Origin of the sequence: Pseudonocardia sp. (assembly GCF_025965585.1) — a bacterium.
GTDB lineage: Bacteria > Actinomycetota > Actinomycetes > Mycobacteriales > Pseudonocardiaceae > Pseudonocardia.
In genome coordinates this window covers 1-17,740 of the sequence record NZ_JAOPWR010000125.1, presented here as the reverse complement: position 1 = coordinate 17,740, position 17,740 = coordinate 1, and the positions used below count along the sequence as shown (strand labels likewise).

At 69.6% G+C, this 17,740-nt stretch carries 19 protein-coding genes and 1 pseudogene; 3 read left to right on the top strand and 17 right to left on the bottom strand.

The annotated features are described in order from the left end of the window. Positions 1–29: 29 nt before the first annotated feature. Complete coding sequence (locus JWR81_RS07990; RefSeq protein ID WP_297648883.1) at positions 30–473, bottom strand: hypothetical protein; 444 nt, start codon at positions 471–473, stop codon at positions 30–32. A 19-nt stretch (positions 474–492) separates the two neighbouring features. On the opposite strand from JWR81_RS07990, the gene JWR81_RS07985 reads away from it, so the two are divergent. Then, positions 493–894 carry a hypothetical protein gene (locus tag JWR81_RS07985; RefSeq protein ID WP_297648880.1) on the top strand — a complete coding sequence of 134 codons (402 nt, stop codon included), beginning with the start codon at positions 493–495 and terminating at the stop codon, positions 892–894. Between the two features lie 294 nt (positions 895–1,188). Here JWR81_RS07985 and JWR81_RS07980 read toward each other — a convergent pair whose 3' ends face one another. From JWR81_RS07980 to JWR81_RS07935, 10 genes are all read right to left on the bottom strand, one after another. Then, positions 1,189–1,968, bottom strand: coding sequence for a FadR/GntR family transcriptional regulator (locus JWR81_RS07980; RefSeq protein WP_297648877.1), 780 nt, complete (start codon positions 1,966–1,968; stop codon positions 1,189–1,191). A gap of 83 nt (positions 1,969–2,051) precedes the next feature. After that, positions 2,052–2,708: an enoyl-CoA hydratase/isomerase family protein gene (locus JWR81_RS07975; RefSeq protein ID WP_297648875.1), complete on the bottom strand. Its 657-nt coding sequence runs from the start codon at positions 2,706–2,708 to the stop codon at positions 2,052–2,054. Between the two features lie 65 nt (positions 2,709–2,773). Next, positions 2,774–3,094, bottom strand: a complete 321-nt coding sequence (locus tag JWR81_RS07970; RefSeq protein WP_297648872.1) for a Dabb family protein — start codon at positions 3,092–3,094, stop codon at positions 2,774–2,776. Further along, positions 3,087–4,013 carry a cupin domain-containing protein gene (locus JWR81_RS07965; RefSeq protein ID WP_297648869.1) on the bottom strand — a complete coding sequence of 309 codons (927 nt, stop codon included), beginning with the start codon at positions 4,011–4,013 and terminating at the stop codon, positions 3,087–3,089. Before JWR81_RS07965 ends, JWR81_RS07970 begins: the two co-directional genes overlap by 8 nt. 9 nt (positions 4,014–4,022) lie before the next feature. Further along, complete coding sequence (locus tag JWR81_RS07960; RefSeq protein ID WP_297648886.1) at positions 4,023–4,892, bottom strand: NAD(P)-dependent oxidoreductase; 870 nt, start codon at positions 4,890–4,892, stop codon at positions 4,023–4,025. A gap of 32 nt (positions 4,893–4,924) precedes the next feature. Further along, complete coding sequence (locus tag JWR81_RS07955) at positions 4,925–5,893, bottom strand: NAD(P)-dependent oxidoreductase (RefSeq protein ID WP_297648866.1); 969 nt, start codon at positions 5,891–5,893, stop codon at positions 4,925–4,927. Further along, positions 5,890–7,218 (bottom strand): Xaa-Pro peptidase family protein, encoded by a 1,329-nt coding sequence (locus JWR81_RS07950; protein WP_297648863.1) that lies wholly within the window; start codon positions 7,216–7,218, stop codon positions 5,890–5,892. The genes JWR81_RS07955 and JWR81_RS07950 overlap by 4 nt, the downstream gene beginning before the upstream one ends. Before the next feature lie 43 nt (positions 7,219–7,261). Continuing rightward, positions 7,262–8,266, bottom strand: a complete 1,005-nt coding sequence (locus tag JWR81_RS07945; RefSeq protein WP_297648859.1) for a transketolase C-terminal domain-containing protein — start codon at positions 8,264–8,266, stop codon at positions 7,262–7,264. Continuing rightward, positions 8,259–9,101, bottom strand: coding sequence for a 1-deoxy-D-xylulose-5-phosphate synthase N-terminal domain-containing protein (locus JWR81_RS07940; RefSeq protein ID WP_297648856.1), 843 nt, complete (start codon positions 9,099–9,101; stop codon positions 8,259–8,261). The genes JWR81_RS07945 and JWR81_RS07940 overlap by 8 nt, the downstream gene beginning before the upstream one ends. Positions 9,102–9,199: 98 nt before the next feature. Continuing rightward, entirely contained in the window at positions 9,200–9,367 is a 168-nt protein-coding gene (locus JWR81_RS07935) for a hypothetical protein (protein ID WP_297648853.1), read from the bottom strand. 238 nt (positions 9,368–9,605) lie between these two features. Here JWR81_RS07935 and JWR81_RS07930 point away from each other — a divergent pair, with 238 nt between their 5' ends. Further along, complete coding sequence (locus JWR81_RS07930) at positions 9,606–13,304, top strand: GAF domain-containing sensor histidine kinase (protein WP_297648850.1); 3,699 nt, start codon at positions 9,606–9,608, stop codon at positions 13,302–13,304. Positions 13,305–13,465: 161 nt separating this feature from the next. Here JWR81_RS07930 and JWR81_RS07925 read toward each other — a convergent pair whose 3' ends face one another. The 5 genes and pseudogenes from JWR81_RS07925 to JWR81_RS07905 form a co-directional block, all read right to left on the bottom strand. Next, positions 13,466–14,086: an amidohydrolase family protein gene (locus JWR81_RS07925; RefSeq protein ID WP_297648846.1), complete on the bottom strand. Its 621-nt coding sequence runs from the start codon at positions 14,084–14,086 to the stop codon at positions 13,466–13,468. Next, on the bottom strand, positions 14,083–14,481 hold the full coding sequence (locus JWR81_RS07920; protein WP_297648838.1) for a hypothetical protein: 399 nt from the start codon (positions 14,479–14,481) through the stop codon (positions 14,083–14,085). The genes JWR81_RS07925 and JWR81_RS07920 overlap by 4 nt, the downstream gene beginning before the upstream one ends. Next, positions 14,459–14,818 (bottom strand): amidohydrolase family protein, encoded by a 360-nt coding sequence (locus tag JWR81_RS07915; RefSeq protein WP_297648835.1) that lies wholly within the window; start codon positions 14,816–14,818, stop codon positions 14,459–14,461. Before JWR81_RS07915 ends, JWR81_RS07920 begins: the two co-directional genes overlap by 23 nt. Before the next feature lie 499 nt (positions 14,819–15,317). Beyond that, positions 15,318–15,776 (bottom strand): annotated as a pseudogene (locus tag JWR81_RS07910) (glutamine amidotransferase); the annotation flags it as partial. 383 nt (positions 15,777–16,159) lie between these two features. Next, on the bottom strand, positions 16,160–16,708 hold the full coding sequence (locus tag JWR81_RS07905) for a GntR family transcriptional regulator (protein WP_297648832.1): 549 nt from the start codon (positions 16,706–16,708) through the stop codon (positions 16,160–16,162). 10 nt (positions 16,709–16,718) lie between these two features. Between JWR81_RS07905 and JWR81_RS07900 the strand changes: the two genes are divergently transcribed. Further along, entirely contained in the window at positions 16,719–16,985 is a 267-nt protein-coding gene (locus JWR81_RS07900) for a hypothetical protein (RefSeq protein WP_297648829.1), read from the top strand. A gap of 378 nt (positions 16,986–17,363) precedes the next feature. Here JWR81_RS07900 and JWR81_RS07895 read toward each other — a convergent pair. Further along, on the bottom strand, positions 17,364–17,740 hold a 377-nt coding region (locus JWR81_RS07895; RefSeq protein WP_297648826.1), incomplete at its 5' end, for an alpha/beta hydrolase.

The window sequence follows — 17,740 nt, the reverse complement described above, 5'->3', positions numbered from 1 at the left end:
CCGAGCTGATGTCCGCTCTACCGTGGCGGCTACTCGGCGCCCGCGACCGTGAAGTCCTGGTTGACGAAGATGTGGTGCGGCCAGTTGACCCCGATGTAGTGGACCTCGTACTCGCCGTTGCTCAGCTGCACGACACGGTCGACGACGCCCCCCGGGTAGGCGGCCAGCGCAGCTTTCGTCGCCTGATTCGCTGTCGTACCGCTGACGATCGTCCCCGACCCCTCACTGTAGTTCGCCGGGATCTGACCGACCTGCTTCGACGTGGTCGGTGCTCCGCGCTGGAAGGGGATCACCCCTGCTGCCGAGGAAGTCGCAGATCCGCCGGCCGGTTGCACGATGACCTGCGTCGCCGTGATGGTCGTTCCGCTGGTCGTCCCCAGTACGAGGACGTCTTCGCCTGTTGTGATGGCACTTGCCGAGGTCGAGCTCGTCCCCTTCTGGTATGCCGTGGAGGACGCCTCGTCGACGGTCACCTTCTGACCCGCTGATGTCGTGAGCGAGAAGCTCGACGTGGTCAAGCTGTCGACCGTTCCGGACGCTCCCCCTGAGGCCGGTCCAGACCGAGCGTTGGATCCCCCGCCGCCTGCTGTTACCGAGGGGGATGTGGCTGTTGCCGAGGGGGACGTGGCGCAAGCGGCGGAGAGTCCGATCACCGCGCACATCAGCGCAGCGGCCACGATCCGCCCGCTTCTTCTGTTCGGCATCAATCGCCGTACCTTTGGCCGGTGTAGCTTCTCGGCCATGGTTACCGAGGCCGACGAGTCCGGAGAAGACGCTGGTGGGGAAGGTGGCGCGACGCCGCCACCGCCGGAATTTCCAGCAACCGGTGCCCCTGACGTCGTGCTCGAAACGGGGCGAGCGGGAAGGGTCTCGTGGGGGCTTGTCGGGTCGTGATCGTGCATGATGGCACTCCTCTTACTTGGGTAGCTAAGCAAAGGGTGCCAGCCGTTCATCTGAGGCCCATGTAGGCGGCCTGTGATGCGACTGTGGCTGTTCGAACCCTCGGTGTCCCATTGCCCGGAAGCTCGCCTGGGCACTGGTGGGTCTTCGCGGCGGATCGCTGGACGATTGATTTCTCATCGGCCTTGTGATGGAGCAATGGTCAATACCTGTGGATCAAGATTTTAAGGCCGCGCTCGGAGTGGAGCCCAAGTCGAGCCGGTGTAGGAGTTTCAGGATCACGAGACGCTAGGCCCGGCTGCCGAGGTGTCGGAGCATCGCCTTGTGATGGTGTAGCACCGCTCGGGTGGTGGCCTCGGGATCACGGCTCTCGATTCCGGCGACGATCGGCTCGTGCAAGGCCACCTGAGCTGCGGCCTCCTCGGGCCGCAGCCAGTGGGGAACCTCGTCGTTCTCGACCCAGGGCCGGTACTCGAAGCTGATCAGAGCGTTGTGAACGCCCTCGTAGATCGACGTCAGATACGGGTTCCCGGCCAGGCCCACGATGGTTGCGTGGAAGATCGTGTCCGCGGCGATCCAGGTCGAGGTCTCGCCGACGCTGGCGCGCAGCCGCTCGAGTGCCGTCCGCGCTCGGAGGAGCTTGGCCTCGTCATCGATGCGCTCCGCGGCCTCTCTCGCGCCCAGCGTCTCGAGCCACAGCCGCAGTTCCGCCAGCCGGGCCACACTCTTGCCGTCGAGCTCGAGCATCAGGTTCACCGAGGCAGCGATCGAGAGGTCGGGCTGCCTCAGGACGTACGCGCCCGACCCCCGGCGCGTCTCGACGAGCCCCATGAGGGACAGCGTCCGCAACGCTTGGCTCACGGTCGGACGGCTGGCGCCGAACTGCTCGGCCAGGGCGCGCTCGGAGGGAAGTCGGGTGCCCTCGGCCAGCCCCTTGTCGACGATGAAGGCGCGAATGCTCTCGGCCACCTCGTCGGACAGACGCCGCACGACGATCTGCCGGGCCGAACTCATGTCGACCGGGACCCGGTTGGGCGCAGCGGTGTTGTCACCACCCGACTCAGGCACGTCTGCTCCGTCTCCCTCGTACGTCGACATGAGCGATCACAGTACTCACCGGATCCCACGTGGCCTGCCCTGTCGATCCGGCCCTAATCGGCGGCCGCGGTGAACGAGCGGGCGAGGGCATGTTGAGCGTCCTTCAGCGCTTGCAAGTAGTCCTGGTCACGGCCCTGGAAGAACAGCGGACGACCGATGGCGCACGCCGCCCCGGAGACGGCAACTCGCCGAGCCCAGTGGTCGGCACGGTCGTGGACGTCATCGGTCGCGACGACCTCGTCGACCACACCCAGGCCCAGTGCCTGCCCGGCCGTGAACGGCTCACCGGTGAGCGCATTGCGGATGGCCGCCTTCTCAGGCAGTCGCCGGGCCACCGGGACCTGGGCGAGCATCGGCCAGGCCCCGAACTGCGCTTCGATCGTCCCCACCCTGGCTCCGGCGCCGAGGACGACGACGTCGCAGCTGCACATCAGGCCGAAGCCCCCCGCGAGGGCATCGCCGTGGACGGCTCCGACGATCGGCTTCCGCGACTGTGCGAAGAACGCGAAGAGCTCGCCCACCGCCTCGGCGAACTGTTCGGCGCGGCCGGACCGGCGGACGGCAGCGGCGTCGGCGCCGCCGCAGAAGACGTCGCCGGAACCGGCCAGGACGATGGCGTCCACGTCGGTCCGACTCTCCTGCGCCCGCAGCGCGTCCAGCATGTCCACGGCCAGTTGCTCGTCGATGAGGTTCTTCGGCGGGCGCGACATGACAACCCACCCCGTTCGACCATTGAGGTGACAGCTCACGCGTTCACGCCCGTCCAGCACGACGCTCATCCTCGCCCGATCACGTCGTCGACGCGGTAATCCAGGGCGAATCGCTCGTCACACAGGTCGTCGAGCAGCCCGAGCAACACCTGATGCGCCGGATGGATCCAGTATTCCTCTTTCAATGAGGCTTCCGTCGTCAGGCGGGCGAAGCAGCCATGGGTGAAGCCGCGGTCCAGGCCCCCTTGATTGATGTTCGGACCCCAGGTGAACTCAAGTAGGCATGGCATGTCCTTCTCGATAGCGCTCCCGAAATCCTGCAGGGCTGCAGCGATTTCCTTCTCCTTACCCGGACGGGCACGGAACACGACGTAGTGGTCAAGCACTTGTTCTTCCCTTCGTGGAGAGTGCACGCTCGAAACGGTGCCAGTCCGCCGGCCATCTGTAGGAATGCCTGGCCGGAGGCAGCGGAGACTGGGTCTCGATCCACCGCACCCGGCCGCCGGACGTGTTGAAACACGCGTGCGTCTCTCCCACCCCCGCCCACGCCACGTCCCCGGGCTCGACCTTGTGCTTGACCCCGTCGAGCTCGAACTCGGTGTCGCCGTCGAGGAAGAAGTAGGCCTCTTCGAAAGGGTGGTCGTGCACCTGCGCCGCGCCGTTGACCTCGTAGTCGACCATGAACATGTTCAGCAGGTTGGCGCCCCGCCGCTCGTCCACCATCATCTTCACCGAGATTCCGCTGTAGGCGAGCACCGCGGTGTCCATACCTGCCGAGCTCCGACCACGGGCTTCGATGCCGGTGGCCGCCGAGACATGATCGGGTTCGGTCCCGTCGTAATGACCGACGAGCACCAGGGTCGGGTCGGTGAAGTCGGGGGGCTGCGCCTCGGCGAAGAGGTCTCCGTCCGCACGGGGGAAGAACGTGTCGCGGCGGCCCGACTCCTGACGGAGGGCTACCGGGCTGTTGACGTCCAGCCACCGCGTCTCGGTCTCGGAGACGTTCGCGAAGCCGTGCACGCAGCCGAGCGGTATGAAGGCATAGTCCCCGCGTTCGAGCAGATAGGCCTTGCCGCCGATCTGCATGTTCACCGTGCCGTCAAGGACGTAGACGGCTTCCTCGTAAGAATGCACGTGTAGGTCGACCCGGCCGCCCGGGCGCAACCGGCCGATGCCGAGATCGGTGTGAATGGACCTGCCGACCTCGGGGCCGACCATCGTGAGTCGGTCGTACTCGCGTGCGTGTCCCTCGAAGGCCCAGGGCACGGATGCTCTCGACCAGTCCTGCTTCGTGACGATGGGCATGTCGTCTCCTTATTCGCCGGCGCCGGGCAGCTTGTCAGGCTGGTCGTACAACTCGTCGAGACAGGCGAAATCCCGTTCGGCCCAGCCTTGCGCGTCACAGGCGGCGTACAGAGCTCGGGTGAAATCGGTGAGAGGCAGAGTCGTCCCGACGTCCGCCGACACGGCGGCCGCGAGCTCCAGGTCCTTCACCATCAGGGCCAGTGATGCAGCCGGTGTGTAGTCGCGGTTGACCAGCGCGGGCGTCTTCGCGTGGAAGAACGGTGATGAGACGGCGCTCTGCGCGACCACGTCGAGGAACTTCTGACGGTCGATCCCCATGCCCTCGGCCAGCCGCACGGACTCGATGAGCGAGGCCAGCCCGACACCGACGAGCATGTTGACAGCGACCTTCGCCGCCTTCGCCTCCTCTTCGGGGCCGAGCCACATGTGGCTGCGCCCCACCGAGTCCAGGATGGGCGCGCATCGCTTGTAGTGCTCGTGGTCCCCCGAGCACATCAGGCTGATCTGCCGAGCCGCAGCGGCCTGCGCACTTCCGCTGACCGTCACCCGCAGATAGGACACTCCCTCTTCGCCCAGCCGCCGCGCGAGGCTCTCGGAGTCACCCGGCGAGATCGTGCTGAGGTCCAGCAGCGCCTCGATCCCGACCAGGGACCCTGCGCGAGAGAGCAGGTCGAGGGTCGCGTGAACGTCGTCCGATCCGCGCAGACACGTGATCAGAACCTGCGACGAGGCCGCGCACTGGGACGCCTCGGGGGTCACCCGCACGGCGCTGGATCCCATACGTGCGCGGGCGGCCGGATCAGGGTCGAACCCGGTGACGGCGTAGCCGTCCGTTGCCAGGTTCGTCGCGATGGGTCGTCCGAGACGTCCGAGTCCCATGAAGCCCACACGGGTCGTGTCCGCTGAGTACGTCATGATCGCGATTCCTGTCCTCGTGGTGGTTCCGGTGCACCAGTGCGTGGCGACGTACTTGGAGCGTTGCGCGCATCGGCAGTCGTCGCGCTCGCAAGGCCGGCGTTGCCTGCCTGCTGCTCGTAGAGCGAGAGGAAGTCGTCGTCCCGTCGGCCCGTACCGATCGCCGACTGCACGAGCTGATGAACCGCGGCCCCCAGGGGCAGCGGGACCTCACGCGAGCGCGCCTCGGCGAGACCCAGGTCGAAGTCCTTGCGCAGGAGCTCCGTCGTGAAGGTCGGCGTCCAGTCGCGAGCCACGATGGCCGGCGTGCGGAGCCGCACCCAGTCCGAGGACACGATCGTTCCGTTCAGGAACTCCAGGAAGGCCTCGCGGCTCGTACCGCCCTTCTCTGCCAGGGTGACGACCTCGACCAGGGCCTGGACGGCGATTCCCAGGTAGAGGTTGTGGCACAGCTTGACCAGGCGGCTCTGGTCCTCGGGTCCGGCATACACGACAGTCCCGGCGACAGCCGCAAGGAGCGGCCGGACGCCCTCGAAAGCCGAGGGCGCACCGGACGCGACGATGCAGCAGTTGCCTGCCGCGACGACGTTCGGGTTGCCGCTGACCGGCGCCCCGACGAATCCGACACCCATGCCGGCGAGCGTGTGCCGCAACGCGGCGGAGACATCACCCGACACCGTGGAGCAGTCGACGACGACCTCGGGCCGGGCCGGGCCGGCCAGCAGACCGTCCTCGCCGAGGAGTACGTCCTCGAGGTCCGAGGACGTGCTCACCATGACGAAGACGACATCGAGCGCAGCGAGTTCGATCTTGTCCTCGGCGACCGTCGCGCCGGCAGCCGCCAACGGCTCGGTCTTGACGGTCGTGCGATTCCAGACGGTGACCTCGTACCCCGCGTCCAGCAGCCGTCTCACCATCGCGGCTCCCATGCGGCCGGTCCCGATCCACCCGATCCGATCGCTCATGCGGAAAGCTCCTTCGTCTCCGGGACCGCGTCGACGGCGTCGCGGTCGCTCCGGTCGACGGCGAAGTTGAAGCCGTTCCAATACCGCGTGCCGGCGACCAGGAGCTGATCGGCGGGGAACCGGGTGATGACCTCGGCTCCATCGGCGGTCACGACCACCTCCTCCTCGATCCTGGCGGCCGACGCACCGTCCTTCGTCGGCCAGTAGGTCTCGAGGGCGAAGACCATGCCCTCCTCGATGGGCACCGGGTGTTCGATCGAGTGGTAGCGACTGATCAGCGGCTGCTCCCAGACCGACAGCCCGACTCCGTGGCAGTACTGCAGTCCGAAGGCCTCTTCCTCACTCGTGTAGCCCAGGTCGGTGGCGCTCGGCAGGGCCAGCGCAACGTCCGCGCTCGACGCTCCCGGGCGGACGACCGAGATGGCCTGGTCGATCGCCTCACGCGCCCTGTTGTAGGCGTCGCGCTGGGCGGCCGTGGAGCTGCCGACATTCAGCGTGCGGTAGTAGCACGTCCGGTAGCCGTTGAACGAGTGGATGATGTCGAAGTACGCGGTGTCCCCGGGTCGCGTCATGCGGTCGCTGAAGACGTGCGGGTGCGGGCTGCACCGTTCGCCGGAGATCGCGTTGACCGCCTCGACCTCCTCGGAACCGAGCTCGTAGAGGACCTTGTTGACCAAGGCGACCGTGTCGTTCTCCCTGGTGCCGATGCGGAGGAAGCGGTAGAGCTCGTCGTAGGCGGCGTCGACCATGCCGGCCGAGTGGTTCAGCAGGGCGATCTCGTCGACTGTCTTGATCTTACGAGCTTGCTGCATGAGCTCTTGGCCGTTGACGATGCGAAGACCCTCGCCCTCGAGAGCGCGCAGGACCGGGATCTCGACGACATCGATGCCCACCGGATCGCCGGCGAGTCCGTTCTCCCGCAGGAGGTCGGCGACCCGCTTCGCGTTGCCCGTCTCGACGCCGACCTGCTCGGGGATGGATCCGCGCCAGCTCGAGATGCCTGCTTGCCAGCTGGACTCCGGCAGCCAGCCGGCGTGCGCCTTGTGCCGCCGGGCCGCCGACCCGATGTCCCACAGGATCGGGTCGCGTCCCCGCATGAGCAGGACACAGCGGAACAGCTTGTCGCGAGCCCAGTTCCCGATGTGGGTCGCCGTCGTGTAGCGGATGTTGTTCTGGTCGAAGAGCACGAGCGCCCCGAGCTCCGACGATTCGAGGGCGGCGTGGGCTCGCGCCAGTCGTTCGGTGCGGAGCCGCCCGAAGTCGACCCGTTCTTCCCAGTCGACTCCCATGACGGCGCCCGGCGAGGCGATGCTGATGGCACTCATGACGTCTCCTTCCTGTGGTCCAGATGCTGAGGCGGACGGACGATCACACCGGCGCGTACTCGCCCGGCGCGACCGCCACTGTCGTGACGGCGGGAGGGGGGCCTTCGTGACGCAGGGCCGTCCATGCCGCGTTGACGATGTGCTGCGTCGAGAGGCCGTACTTCTCGAAAAGGAACGGTCCCGACTTCGCCCCTTCGGCGAAGGTGTCCGGAATTCCGACTCGCCGCAGCCGCGTCCCGAGACCGTCTTCGGCGATCGTCTCCGCAACAGCCGAGCCGAGCCCTCCGACGATGGTGTGGTTCTCCACGGTCACGACCGCCGGGCAGTCGTGGATCGCGTCCAGCACGCCTCGCCCGTCGAACGGCTTGAGCACGGGGACATTGATCACCCCGACCGACAGCCCGTGTTCGCGCAGCGCGGCGGCGGCCTGCAGCGTGGCCGGCAGCATCATGCCGCTGCTCAACAGCGTGACGTCGGAACCGGTGGCCAGCACGTGGACCCGGTCGAGCGACAAGACGTGATCGTCGTCGAAGATCGTCGGGATCTCGCCACGCTTCAGCCGCATGTAGACGGGTCCGGGGACCTCCGCGACAGCGCGAACGGCCTGGGCGATCTCGTGGGAGTCCGCGACGTCGATGACCGTCATGTTCGGGAGGGAACGCATCAACGCGACGTCCTCGATGGCCTGGTGGCTCGGTCCACCCGGCGTCGAGACCCCCGGCATGAACCCGACGATCTTGACGGGCAGGTTGGGGTAGGCGATGGCGTTCACGATCTGGTCGAACGGCCGGCGGGTTGCGAACACACCGAAGGTGTGCACGAACGGAACGAAACCCTGGCGTGCGAGCGAACCGGCCATCGACATCATGTTCGCCTCGGCCATTCCGGCGTGAATGAAGCGCTGGGGAATGGCATCCTGGAAAATGTCCACCTCGCACTGACGAGACAGGTCCCCCGAGAGGCACAGGATGTCCTCCCGCGTGCGGGCGAGCTCGACCAATGCCCGCCCATAGGGCTTCAGGACCGTCGCATAGGGCGCGTCATGCATTCTGGGCCTCCAACCGTCGCGTCAGCTCGCGCAGGGCCGCGCCGGCGAGGGCCGGTGGCAGCTTGATGAAGTGGCCGTCGGCGTTCTCGGGGAGACAGTCGAGACCGTGCACCGTCGACGTGCGCGCGATGACGACGCTCGGTTTGTCGGTCACCCCGACCGCTGCCGACAACGCCGAGACGACCGCGGCCGCATCATGTCCGTCGATGTCGTGCACGCCCCATCCGAATGCCCTCCACTTGTCGGCGATGGGCTCGAGAGTCGTGATGGAGTCGACCGGCCCGTCGACCTGGGAGTTGTTGGCGTCGAGCAGGACCACCACCGAGCCGAGACGATGATGCGCGGCGAAGATGGCGGCTTCCCAGAGCTGCCCTTCCTCCATCTCGCCATCACTGATGAGCACGAAGGTGCGGGCATCGGATCCATGCAGGCGATCGCCCAGAGCCAGGCCGAGCGCGGCTGACAGACCTTGCGCCAGCGATCCGCACGTGTAGTCCACTACCGGCGAGTTCTCGGTCCCGATCGCCTCGACCGGCGACCCGTCCTCTCCGTAGGTCGTCAGGGCCGCGGGATCCATCAGTCCCAACTCGATCGCCGCTGCGAACGGCGCAATGATGTAGTGCCCCGGCGAACAGACCAGACGATCCTTACCGGGCCGGATCTCCGCGAAGACCGCCGCAACCTGCTCTGCGGACGACAGCGCCTGACCCAGATACCCGAACCCGTGCGGCGCCACCATCTCGACCGCGCGCAGCCGGATCGCGGTCGCCAACGCCGGGACATCCGTCACCGACCAGGACACCCCAGGCGTCGACACGCGCTTCAGACCCATCATGGTGGCCTCCATTGGCTAAGTGGCTTAGCCAAAGTTACACGGAGACGGCTCCCTGTCAATGCAGACGCGGGCGCTGCCGAGGACCTGGCCCCGTCACCTCACGACCAGGAGTCCGCGATGTTCACCCTCCGCAGCTCATCGACTACCGCACGCACACGGAGGCCCCGAACCAGGTGACCAACCAGGTCGTCGCCCTCAGCCGGCACCACCGCCTCCGCGGGCAGGCCTTCCAAGACATCGAGGCTGTCGCCGAACGGATCGACCACTCCCACCGAGCAGATGGCCGAACCATCGAGAGCGAGGCCCGCAGGCGCGACCGTCCGGGTGGCCAGGTCCTACCATGCTGTGGTCGGCGACACATTCCCACCGCGCTGCCTGGACTCCGCCCGTGCCGAGCACCCCATCCAGCTCGTCCTGGACGCTGGCCGTCGCAGCCGGTCCAGTCGCTGACGGACCGGGCATTGGCGCTACTGCCACCCGCCGGACGGGAAGGGCGACCTTGACGTGCACACATCGTCATCCGCGGAGCCCACCGCGACCCGACGACGGCTGCTTGCACTACGGGCAGGGCTCTCCCCTCGGCGCCGGCTCACCGGGGCGCTGACCGGGCTGGTCGTTCTTCCCCTGCTGACCCTGGTGTTGGCCCCGCTTCGCGACGTCGTCAACCTGCCCAGCCAGGCCCTGCTCTACCTGCTCGCCGTCGTGGTCGTGGCGCTCGTCGGGGGGCTGGTTCCGGCGCTGGCCGCCGCGGTCGCGGCCGCGGTGCTGCTGGATCACTACTTCATCCCGCCGCTCGACGACTTCAACGTCGCCGACCCCGCCAACGTGGTGGCCCTGGTCTCGTTCGTCCTCGTCGCCGGCGCGGTCGGCTCCGTGGTCGGCCTGGCCGCGCGCCGCACCCGCGAGGCCGAGACCCTCGCGACCGCGAACGCCGCGAGCCGCGAGGAACTACACGTGCTCGCCGACGAGCAGGCGGCGCTGCGCCGGGTGCTCGCCGAGGAGCAGGCGGCGTTGCGGCGGGTCGCCACGCTGGTCGCCGGCGGGGTGGCGGCGGCCGAGGTGTTCGCGGCCGTCGCGCAGGAGGTCGGCAGCGTCCTGGGGGCGGACGCCACGAACATCGTCCGCCTCGAGCCCGACGGCGCCGTGACCGTCCTCGCCCGCGTCGGCGCACACCCCGCCGAGTTCCCGGTGGGCAGCCGCTGGACCCCCGAGCCGCCCCTGGCCCTGGCGGTGGCGCTGCGCACCGGCCGCCCGGCCCGCCTCGACGACTTCAGCCAAGCCTCCAGCGCCTACGGCGACTACTTCCGCCGGCGGGGATTCCGGTCGGGGGTCGCGGTGCCGATCGTCGTCGAGGGGTGTTTGTGGGGCGGGATCGCCGTCGGGACGCGGCGCGAGCGGTTCCCCGCCGACACCGAAGAGCGCCTGGCCGGGTTCACCGAGCTCATCGGCAGCGCGATCGCGAACGCCGAAGGCCGCGCCCAGCTCGAGGACAGCCGCGACGAACTACGCCGCCTCGCCGACGAGCAGGCCGCGCTGCGCCGGGTCGCCACGCTGGTCGCCCGCGGGGAACCGGCGGCCGAATTGTTCGCGGCCGTCGCGCAGGAGGTCGGCCACGTCCTCGGGGCCGATGCCACGACCATCGCCCGCCTGGAGCCCGACGGCGCGGCGACCGTCCTCACCCGCGTCGGCGACCCTCCTGACAAGTTCCCGCTCGGGAGCCGCTGGACGATCGAGCCGCCGCTGCCTCTGGCGGTCGCCGTGCACACCGGCCGCCCGGCCCGCCTCGACGACTTCAGCCAGGTCGCCGGCGCCTACGGCGACCGCCTCCGCAGGCTGGGGATCCGGTCGGGGGTCGCGGCTCCGATCATCGTCGAGGGGCGCGTGTGGGGCGCGATCGGCACCGGGACCCGTCGCGAGGAACTTCCGGCCGGCGCCGAAGAGCGCATGGCCGGTTTCACCGAGCTCGTCGGCACCGCGATCGCCAACGCCGAGGGTCGCGCCCAGCTCGAGGACAGTCGCGACGAACTGCGCCGCCTCGCCGAGGAGCAGGCCGCGCTGCGGAGGGTCGCCACCCTGGTCGCCCGCGGGGAACCGGCGGGCGAGGTGTTCGCGGCCGTCGCGCACGAGGTCGGCCACGTCCTCGGGGCCGACGCCGCGACCATCGGCCGCCTCGATCCCGACGGCGCGATGACCGTCCTCGCCGTCGTCGGCGATCACTCCGACAATCTGGCGGTGGGCAGCCGCTGGACGATCGAGCCGCCGCTGGCCCTGGCGGTCGCCCTGCGCACCGGCCGCGCGGCCCGCTGCGACGACTACAGCCACGCCTCCGGCGCGTTCGTTGACGCCACCGTCCGCCGGCTCGGAATCCGGTCGTCGGTCGCGACCCCGATCACCGTCGAGGGGCGTCTCTGGGGCGCGATCGTCGCCGGCACCCGGCGCGCGCATCTTCCGGCCGACACCGAACAGCGCCTGGCCGGGTTCACCGAACTCGTCGGCACCGCGATCGCCAACGCCGAGGGCCGCGCCCAACTCGAGGACAGCCGCGACGAACTGCGCCGCCTCGCCGACGAACAGGCCGCCCTGCGCCAGGTCGCCACGCTGGTCGCCCGCGGGACACCACCAGCCGAGGTGTTCGCGGCCGTCGCGCACGAGGTCAGCAGCGTCCTCGGGGCCGACGCCACGCCCATCGCCCGCCTCGATCCCGACGGCAGGGCGACCGTCCTCGCCGTCGCCGGCGACCCCCCCGACGCGTTGGCGGTGGGGAGCCGCTGGAAGCCCGAGCCGCCGCTGGCCATTGCGGAGGTCCTCCGCACCGGCCGCCCGGCGCGCTGCGACGACTACGGCCAAGGCTTCGGCGCGGCCGGTGACGCCGTCCGCCGGATGGGAATCCGCTCGGGGGTCGCGGCTCCGATCATCGTCGAGGGACGGCTGTGGGGCATGATCGCCATCCTGGGGCGGCGCGGTCTCTTCCCGGCCGACACCGAACAGCGCCTTGCCGGTTTCACCGAACTCGTCGGCACCGCGATCGCCAACGCCGAGGGCCGCGCCCAACTCGAGGACAGCCGCGACGAACTGCGCCGCCTCGCCGACGAACAGGCCGCCCTGCGCCAGGTCGCGACCCTGGTCGCCCGGGCGACCCCGCCGGAGGAGGTGTTCGCCGCGGTCGCCGCCGAGGTCGGACAATTGCTCTCCGTCGAACAGGCGCTGCTGAACCGCTACGACCCGGATGGCACGGCCACGGCCCTCGCCCCGTGGAGCAGCACCGGCGGCGCCGTGCCCTTCCCTACCGGCACCCGGTGGAGCCTCGGCGGGCGGAACGTGACCACGCTGGTGTTCCGGACCCGCCGGCCGGCGCGGATCGACGACTACGCCGAGGCCACCGGCCCGGCCGCCGACCTCACCCGCGCGCAGCGCGTCCGCTCGATCGTCGGCGCGCCGATCAGCGTCGAGGGGCGGCTGTGGGGGTTCATCAGCGTGATGTCCAACCGCCCGGAGCCGCTGCTGGCTGACACCGAGGCGCGGCTGGCCAGGTTCACCGAGCTGGTCGCCACCGCCCTGGCCAATGCCGAGGCCCAAGCCGCACTGACCACGTCGCGGGCGCGGATCGTGGCCGCCGCCGACAGCACCCGCCGCCGCATCGAGCGCGATCTGCACGACGGCACCCAACAGCGCCTCGTCGCGATCAGCCTCACACTGCGCCTGGCCCAGACCATTGTGCCCGCGGACCTCCCCGAGCTACAGACCCAGATCGGCCGGGTCACCGACGAGCTCACCGAGGCGACCGAGGAGCTGCGCGAGATCGCCCGCGGCATCCACCCGGCGATCCTGTCCGAGGGCGGGCTGGGCCCGGCCCTGCGCACCCTGGCCCGTCGCGCCGCGCTCCCGGTCGAGGTCAAGATCCGCACCGGAACCCGCCCCGCGGAGCCGATCGAGGTGGCCGCCTACTACGTGGTGTCCGAGGCCCTGACCAACACCACCAAACACGCCCACGCCTCCCACGCGGACGTCGCGGTGGAGGAACGCGGCGGGCTGTTGCACCTGTCGATCCGCGACGACGGCGTCGGCGGCGCCGATCCCGCCGCAGGTTCGGGCCTGATCGGGCTGCGCGACCGGGTGCAGGCCCTGGGCGGGACGATCGAGGTCACCAGCCACCCGGGGGAAGGCACGGCGGTCCTCGTCGAGCTCCCGCTGCAGCCCGCCTGACCGGTTGGCCAGACCTGCGCTGCCTGGGGCGATGCCGTCAGCCGGCCAGCCGCTGGGGAGTACCAGGCGGCAGCCGAGCTGGGGTGGACACCTGGCGCGGCAGGACACACTTACCGGCACCCGGCCGCGTGGCCGATCGGGCGGCGGTCCACCCCCCATCGTCATCCGACCGCCGTGACCAGGGGCGCCGGCTGCCAGTCGCCACCGGTGCGCGCATCCGAGAGCGCTTCGGTGCGTGCGGCGCGTTCGAACAGGGCGTCACGGGTGGCTACCGCGACCTCGACGGCCCGGCGGGTGACCTGGCCGAGCATCGATCCGCGGCGCTTGGCGAAGCGCCCGGCAACCATCACGGTGTCGACGAGGCCGGGGTGGGCGGCGTAGACCACCTGCCCGACCGGGTTGTTCATCGGGGACAGGACGGGCGTGTCGGCCGCGAGGAGGACGATATCGGCCTGCTTGCCCGGCGTGAGGCTGCCGACCTTGTGGCCGAGCCCGCAGGCCCGCGCCCCGTCGATGGTGGCGAACGACAGCACGTCGCGCGAGGTGAGCGTGACGGCCGGGCGGTCGCTGGCGCCCGGCTCCTGGTTGTCCAGCGCGCGCTGGGTGGCGAGCGTGATCCGCATCGTGCCGAACATGTCGCCGCCGTTGGAGACGCACGTGTCGATGGACAGGCTCGGCCGGACGCCCACCTGCATCAGCCGGCCGGTGGCAGGCCAGCCGTGCCCCATCTGCATTTCGATGTCCGGGGAGAGCGAGGCGCTGCCCCCCGAGTCGGCGATCATGCGCAGCTCGTCGTCGGCGACGGTGTGCAGTGCACGTAGGTGATGTCGCACCCGAGCACCCCGCGCTCGCACATCCGCCCCACCGGCCTGCTACGGCCCCACTCGCCGTCGCCGACGTGCATCGTGACCAGCAGGCCCAGCTCCCTTGCCAGTGCCAGGTCGTGCACGGTGACGTCCAGCGTTGCGAACTGGGGGCCACGCAGAGCCATCGCCATGGTGACGAGTTGATCGTCTGAGGAGAAGTGCTCCTCCCGGACCCGCCGAACGTCTTCGTCGTGCGGGACGGTGCTCGGCACCTGGTACATGTCCGCGCCGCCTCCGTGGGCGAAGATCGCGCGGATGCCGGAGTCGCGCAGGCCCGCCACCGCGCCGTCACAGTGCTCGGGGGTGTTCACGTTGTGCGACCAGTCGAGCGGGCGTGGTGATCCCGCTCTCCAGCGCCTCCACCGCGCCCAGCAGGTTGCCCGCGGAGGTGTCCTCGGGCCGGAACAGCCCGCTGAGCCCGAGGTGCAGCCCCGTCATGTACTGGCCGAGGGTCCAGTCGGCGGCGATTCCGCGCAGCGGGGCCTGCCAGGTGTGACGATGTGTGTCGACGAACCCGGGAATGAGGATCTTCCCGGTCGCGTCGACGACCTCGGCGTCCACCTCACCGAGGTTGGAGTCCACCGCCTCGATGATGTCGCCGTACACCAGGACGTCGCCGACCGGGAGGTCGCCGATCGCCGGGTCCATCGTTACCACGGTGCCGTGCCTGAACAGCACCCGCTGTGCGTCCACCCGTCCCGCTCCTTCGTGTGCCGTGACGTCTGTCTGCCGTACCGGGATCGCGCACCCGCGGCCTCACACGCTGACGCGCCGCCCCTCCGATGCCGGAAGCCGTCGAGGAAGCCACGGAACAGGACGCTCTCGTGCGGCAGGGCCTCGCGGGCGGGGTGCGGTGCGGCGTTGGTGCGCGATGGCTGGTCGTAGTCGGTTGTCTCGCCGTGCGCCGGGCAAGCCGCCGTCGGCTCAGGGCCCGCCCGTCGGAGACGGTTCGCACGTCATGCATGTCCCGGGCGAAGTCCGGGCAGCGGTGAGCTGTGTCGTCGACCACGACATGGTAGTGCCGATGTAGCCGGTCCGGCTGCCTGCGTTGTCGAGGTCGCCGCCCGGACGGGCGGTGGACATCGCGACGAGAAAGGCTCCTACAGAGCCTGAGCCCGGGTCGGGCTGGTGAGCCGCCGGCGGGGGGTCAGCCGCGCGGGGAGCGCTGCCGGAGCAGGCGGGACCGGAGGTCGTCGATCACCGGGATCGTCAGCGGTTGCAGCGGTGCGCCGACCACCCACCCCAGCAGCAGGTCCGCGAGCTCGGGGTTGCGGGCGAGGACCGGTCCGTGGAGATAGGTGGCGATCACCCGACCCTGCACGGCGCCCTCGGCGCCGTCACCCACGCCGTTGCCGAAGCCTCGCTCGACCCGGCCGAGGGGTGTGGCGTCCGGCCCCAGCGTCGTGGCTCCGAGGTGGTTCTCGAACCCGGTGAGCGGGCAGCGCAGCAGGGCCGGATCGGGGGCGGCGACGACCTCGCCGACAGCACGCTTCGGGCGGCGGCCGGTTGTCACGTCGAGCAGTCCCAGTCCGGCCTGGGCCGGGGTCTCCCCTGCGGCGAACCGCTCGCCGAGGATCTGGAAGCCGGCACAGATCGCGAGGATCGGAGCACCGCGTGGCGACCTTTCGGATCGGTGTCTCCTGGACGGTTACGCCGGCGGCGTGCTCTGAGCCGGGCTCTGGCTGTTCGGTCACCGGTGTGACTCCTTCGACGGCGGAGGATGCGGCGCTCCGACCGGAAGGGCCGGGCTGCCATGTGTGACGTGATGGGCGACCGGCCGCCTGTGCAGATGCCGGGCGGGCGGGGTCTGGCCGACTGGGGGCAGGATCCCGGCGTTGGTCGCTGCGCACTGTGACGGCATTCTGCGGGCGGTGCGAGCCTGCTTGCCGCGATACGGCACATGAGGGCGGAACGGGCAGTGCGCTCTGACGGCAGGACTCGACGGTCAGACTTCGGTTCTTCGAGCTTCGAGTGGAGGGGCGGTGTCCGTCAGCTGTTGCGGAGAGCGGCGGTCGACGCGGTCTCGGCATGGATGACGACAACGGTGCCGATGATGTGGCGCTCCATCGCGGCGCGGGCGGCGGCCTGGTCGCCGGCATGCAGGGCGGCGCGGATCTCTTCGTGATCGTCGTGACGCTCGTTCAGCGCCGAGCTCAACGGTTGGGGCACACCGGTGGTGTTGATCAAGAAGTCGGACAAGTCCCACATCTTGCGGCTGGTCTCGGCCATGATCCGCGAGTGCGCCATGAGATGGATGGCCTCGTGAAAACGCCGGTTGAGCACGCGGTAGCCGCGGGCGCGCACACCGGCGTCCTTGTCGGTGCGTAGCTGCCCGACCCGTTGGGAGATCAGGTCGAGCTCGAGCAACTGCTCCTCGGTGCGCCGCGTTGCCGCGATGCCGGCGATGCTGCCCTCGAACCCGCCGAACATTTGGTAAAAGTCTTCGACCTCGCGCAGGTCGTATGTCGCGACCTTGGATCCGACCTGGGGCAGGACGTCGATCATCCCGTCGCCCGAAAGGCGGCGCAGGGCTTCCATGACCGGCTGCTTGTTCGCCCTGCAGGACGCCGCCGAGGACCTCGTGCGTCCCCTGCAGGACCGGCCGGTCCGGGTCGACCGGGAGACGCTGACCCTGGGGTGCGCCGGGGTGTACTCCAGCTTCCTGCGCCACGCCGAACGAGCGGCACGCGAACACGGCCTCGATACACGGGAGATCCTGGTAGAGGTTGGCAACCGCGGACTCGTCGGAGGTCAGGAAGACATGATCGTCGACATCGCGCTCGACCTCGCCCGAGTCTGGGACTCGACGGGCTGATGGAAGGCGACAGGGCCGCCACGGCGCGATGGCGAGCCCTCGCGGTCATCATCGCAGTCGCCGCAGCGCTGACCATCCGCGTCGCGCTAAACCTTTCCCCGGGCTAAGCCCGCTCGCCGGGTCCGCGGCGGCGGGTGTCGCCGCGGTGGTGGCATCCCTGCTCTCGCACTCGATGAAGGGCCCGCGGGCCGAGGTTGCTCGAGCGCAACTGTCATAATATCCGTTATCGGCATATCGCGATAGCTCGCCGATATGTCAGTGGTGCGCCTGTGAAGGCTGGAAGTAGCTTCGCCGAAGGTGTCTACTTCGCCTACCCGGGCAGCCCCGTAAGAAGATCAACGGAATCGGTTCATCGTCACCGCTTCCCTCGGACTGCCGCTACGTCGCCGCGGCGGCGTGGCTGATCAGCTCGGCGAACCGGTTGGGGGCCTCGACCGGGGTGAAGTGGCCGACGCCGTCTGCGTGGACGAGGTGCACGTCGGAGAAGAATTCGCCGAGTCGGTCAGACCAGGCTCGAGGGAAGATCGGGTCGTGTTCGGGCCACAGCGCCGAGGTCGGGATCGGGACGCGCTTCGACGGTGCAGGAGGGGTTTCGGCGAGTGCGCTTGCGACCATGCCCGGCCCCGCCCGGTACCAGGCGATTGCGCTGGTGAACGCTCCTGGCCGGGCATAGGCGGTGGTGAGGTGTTCGAGGGCGGAGGTCGCGATCTGGAAGTCGGGGCCCGACCACTGGTTCCAGAAGTGTTCGAGGTATT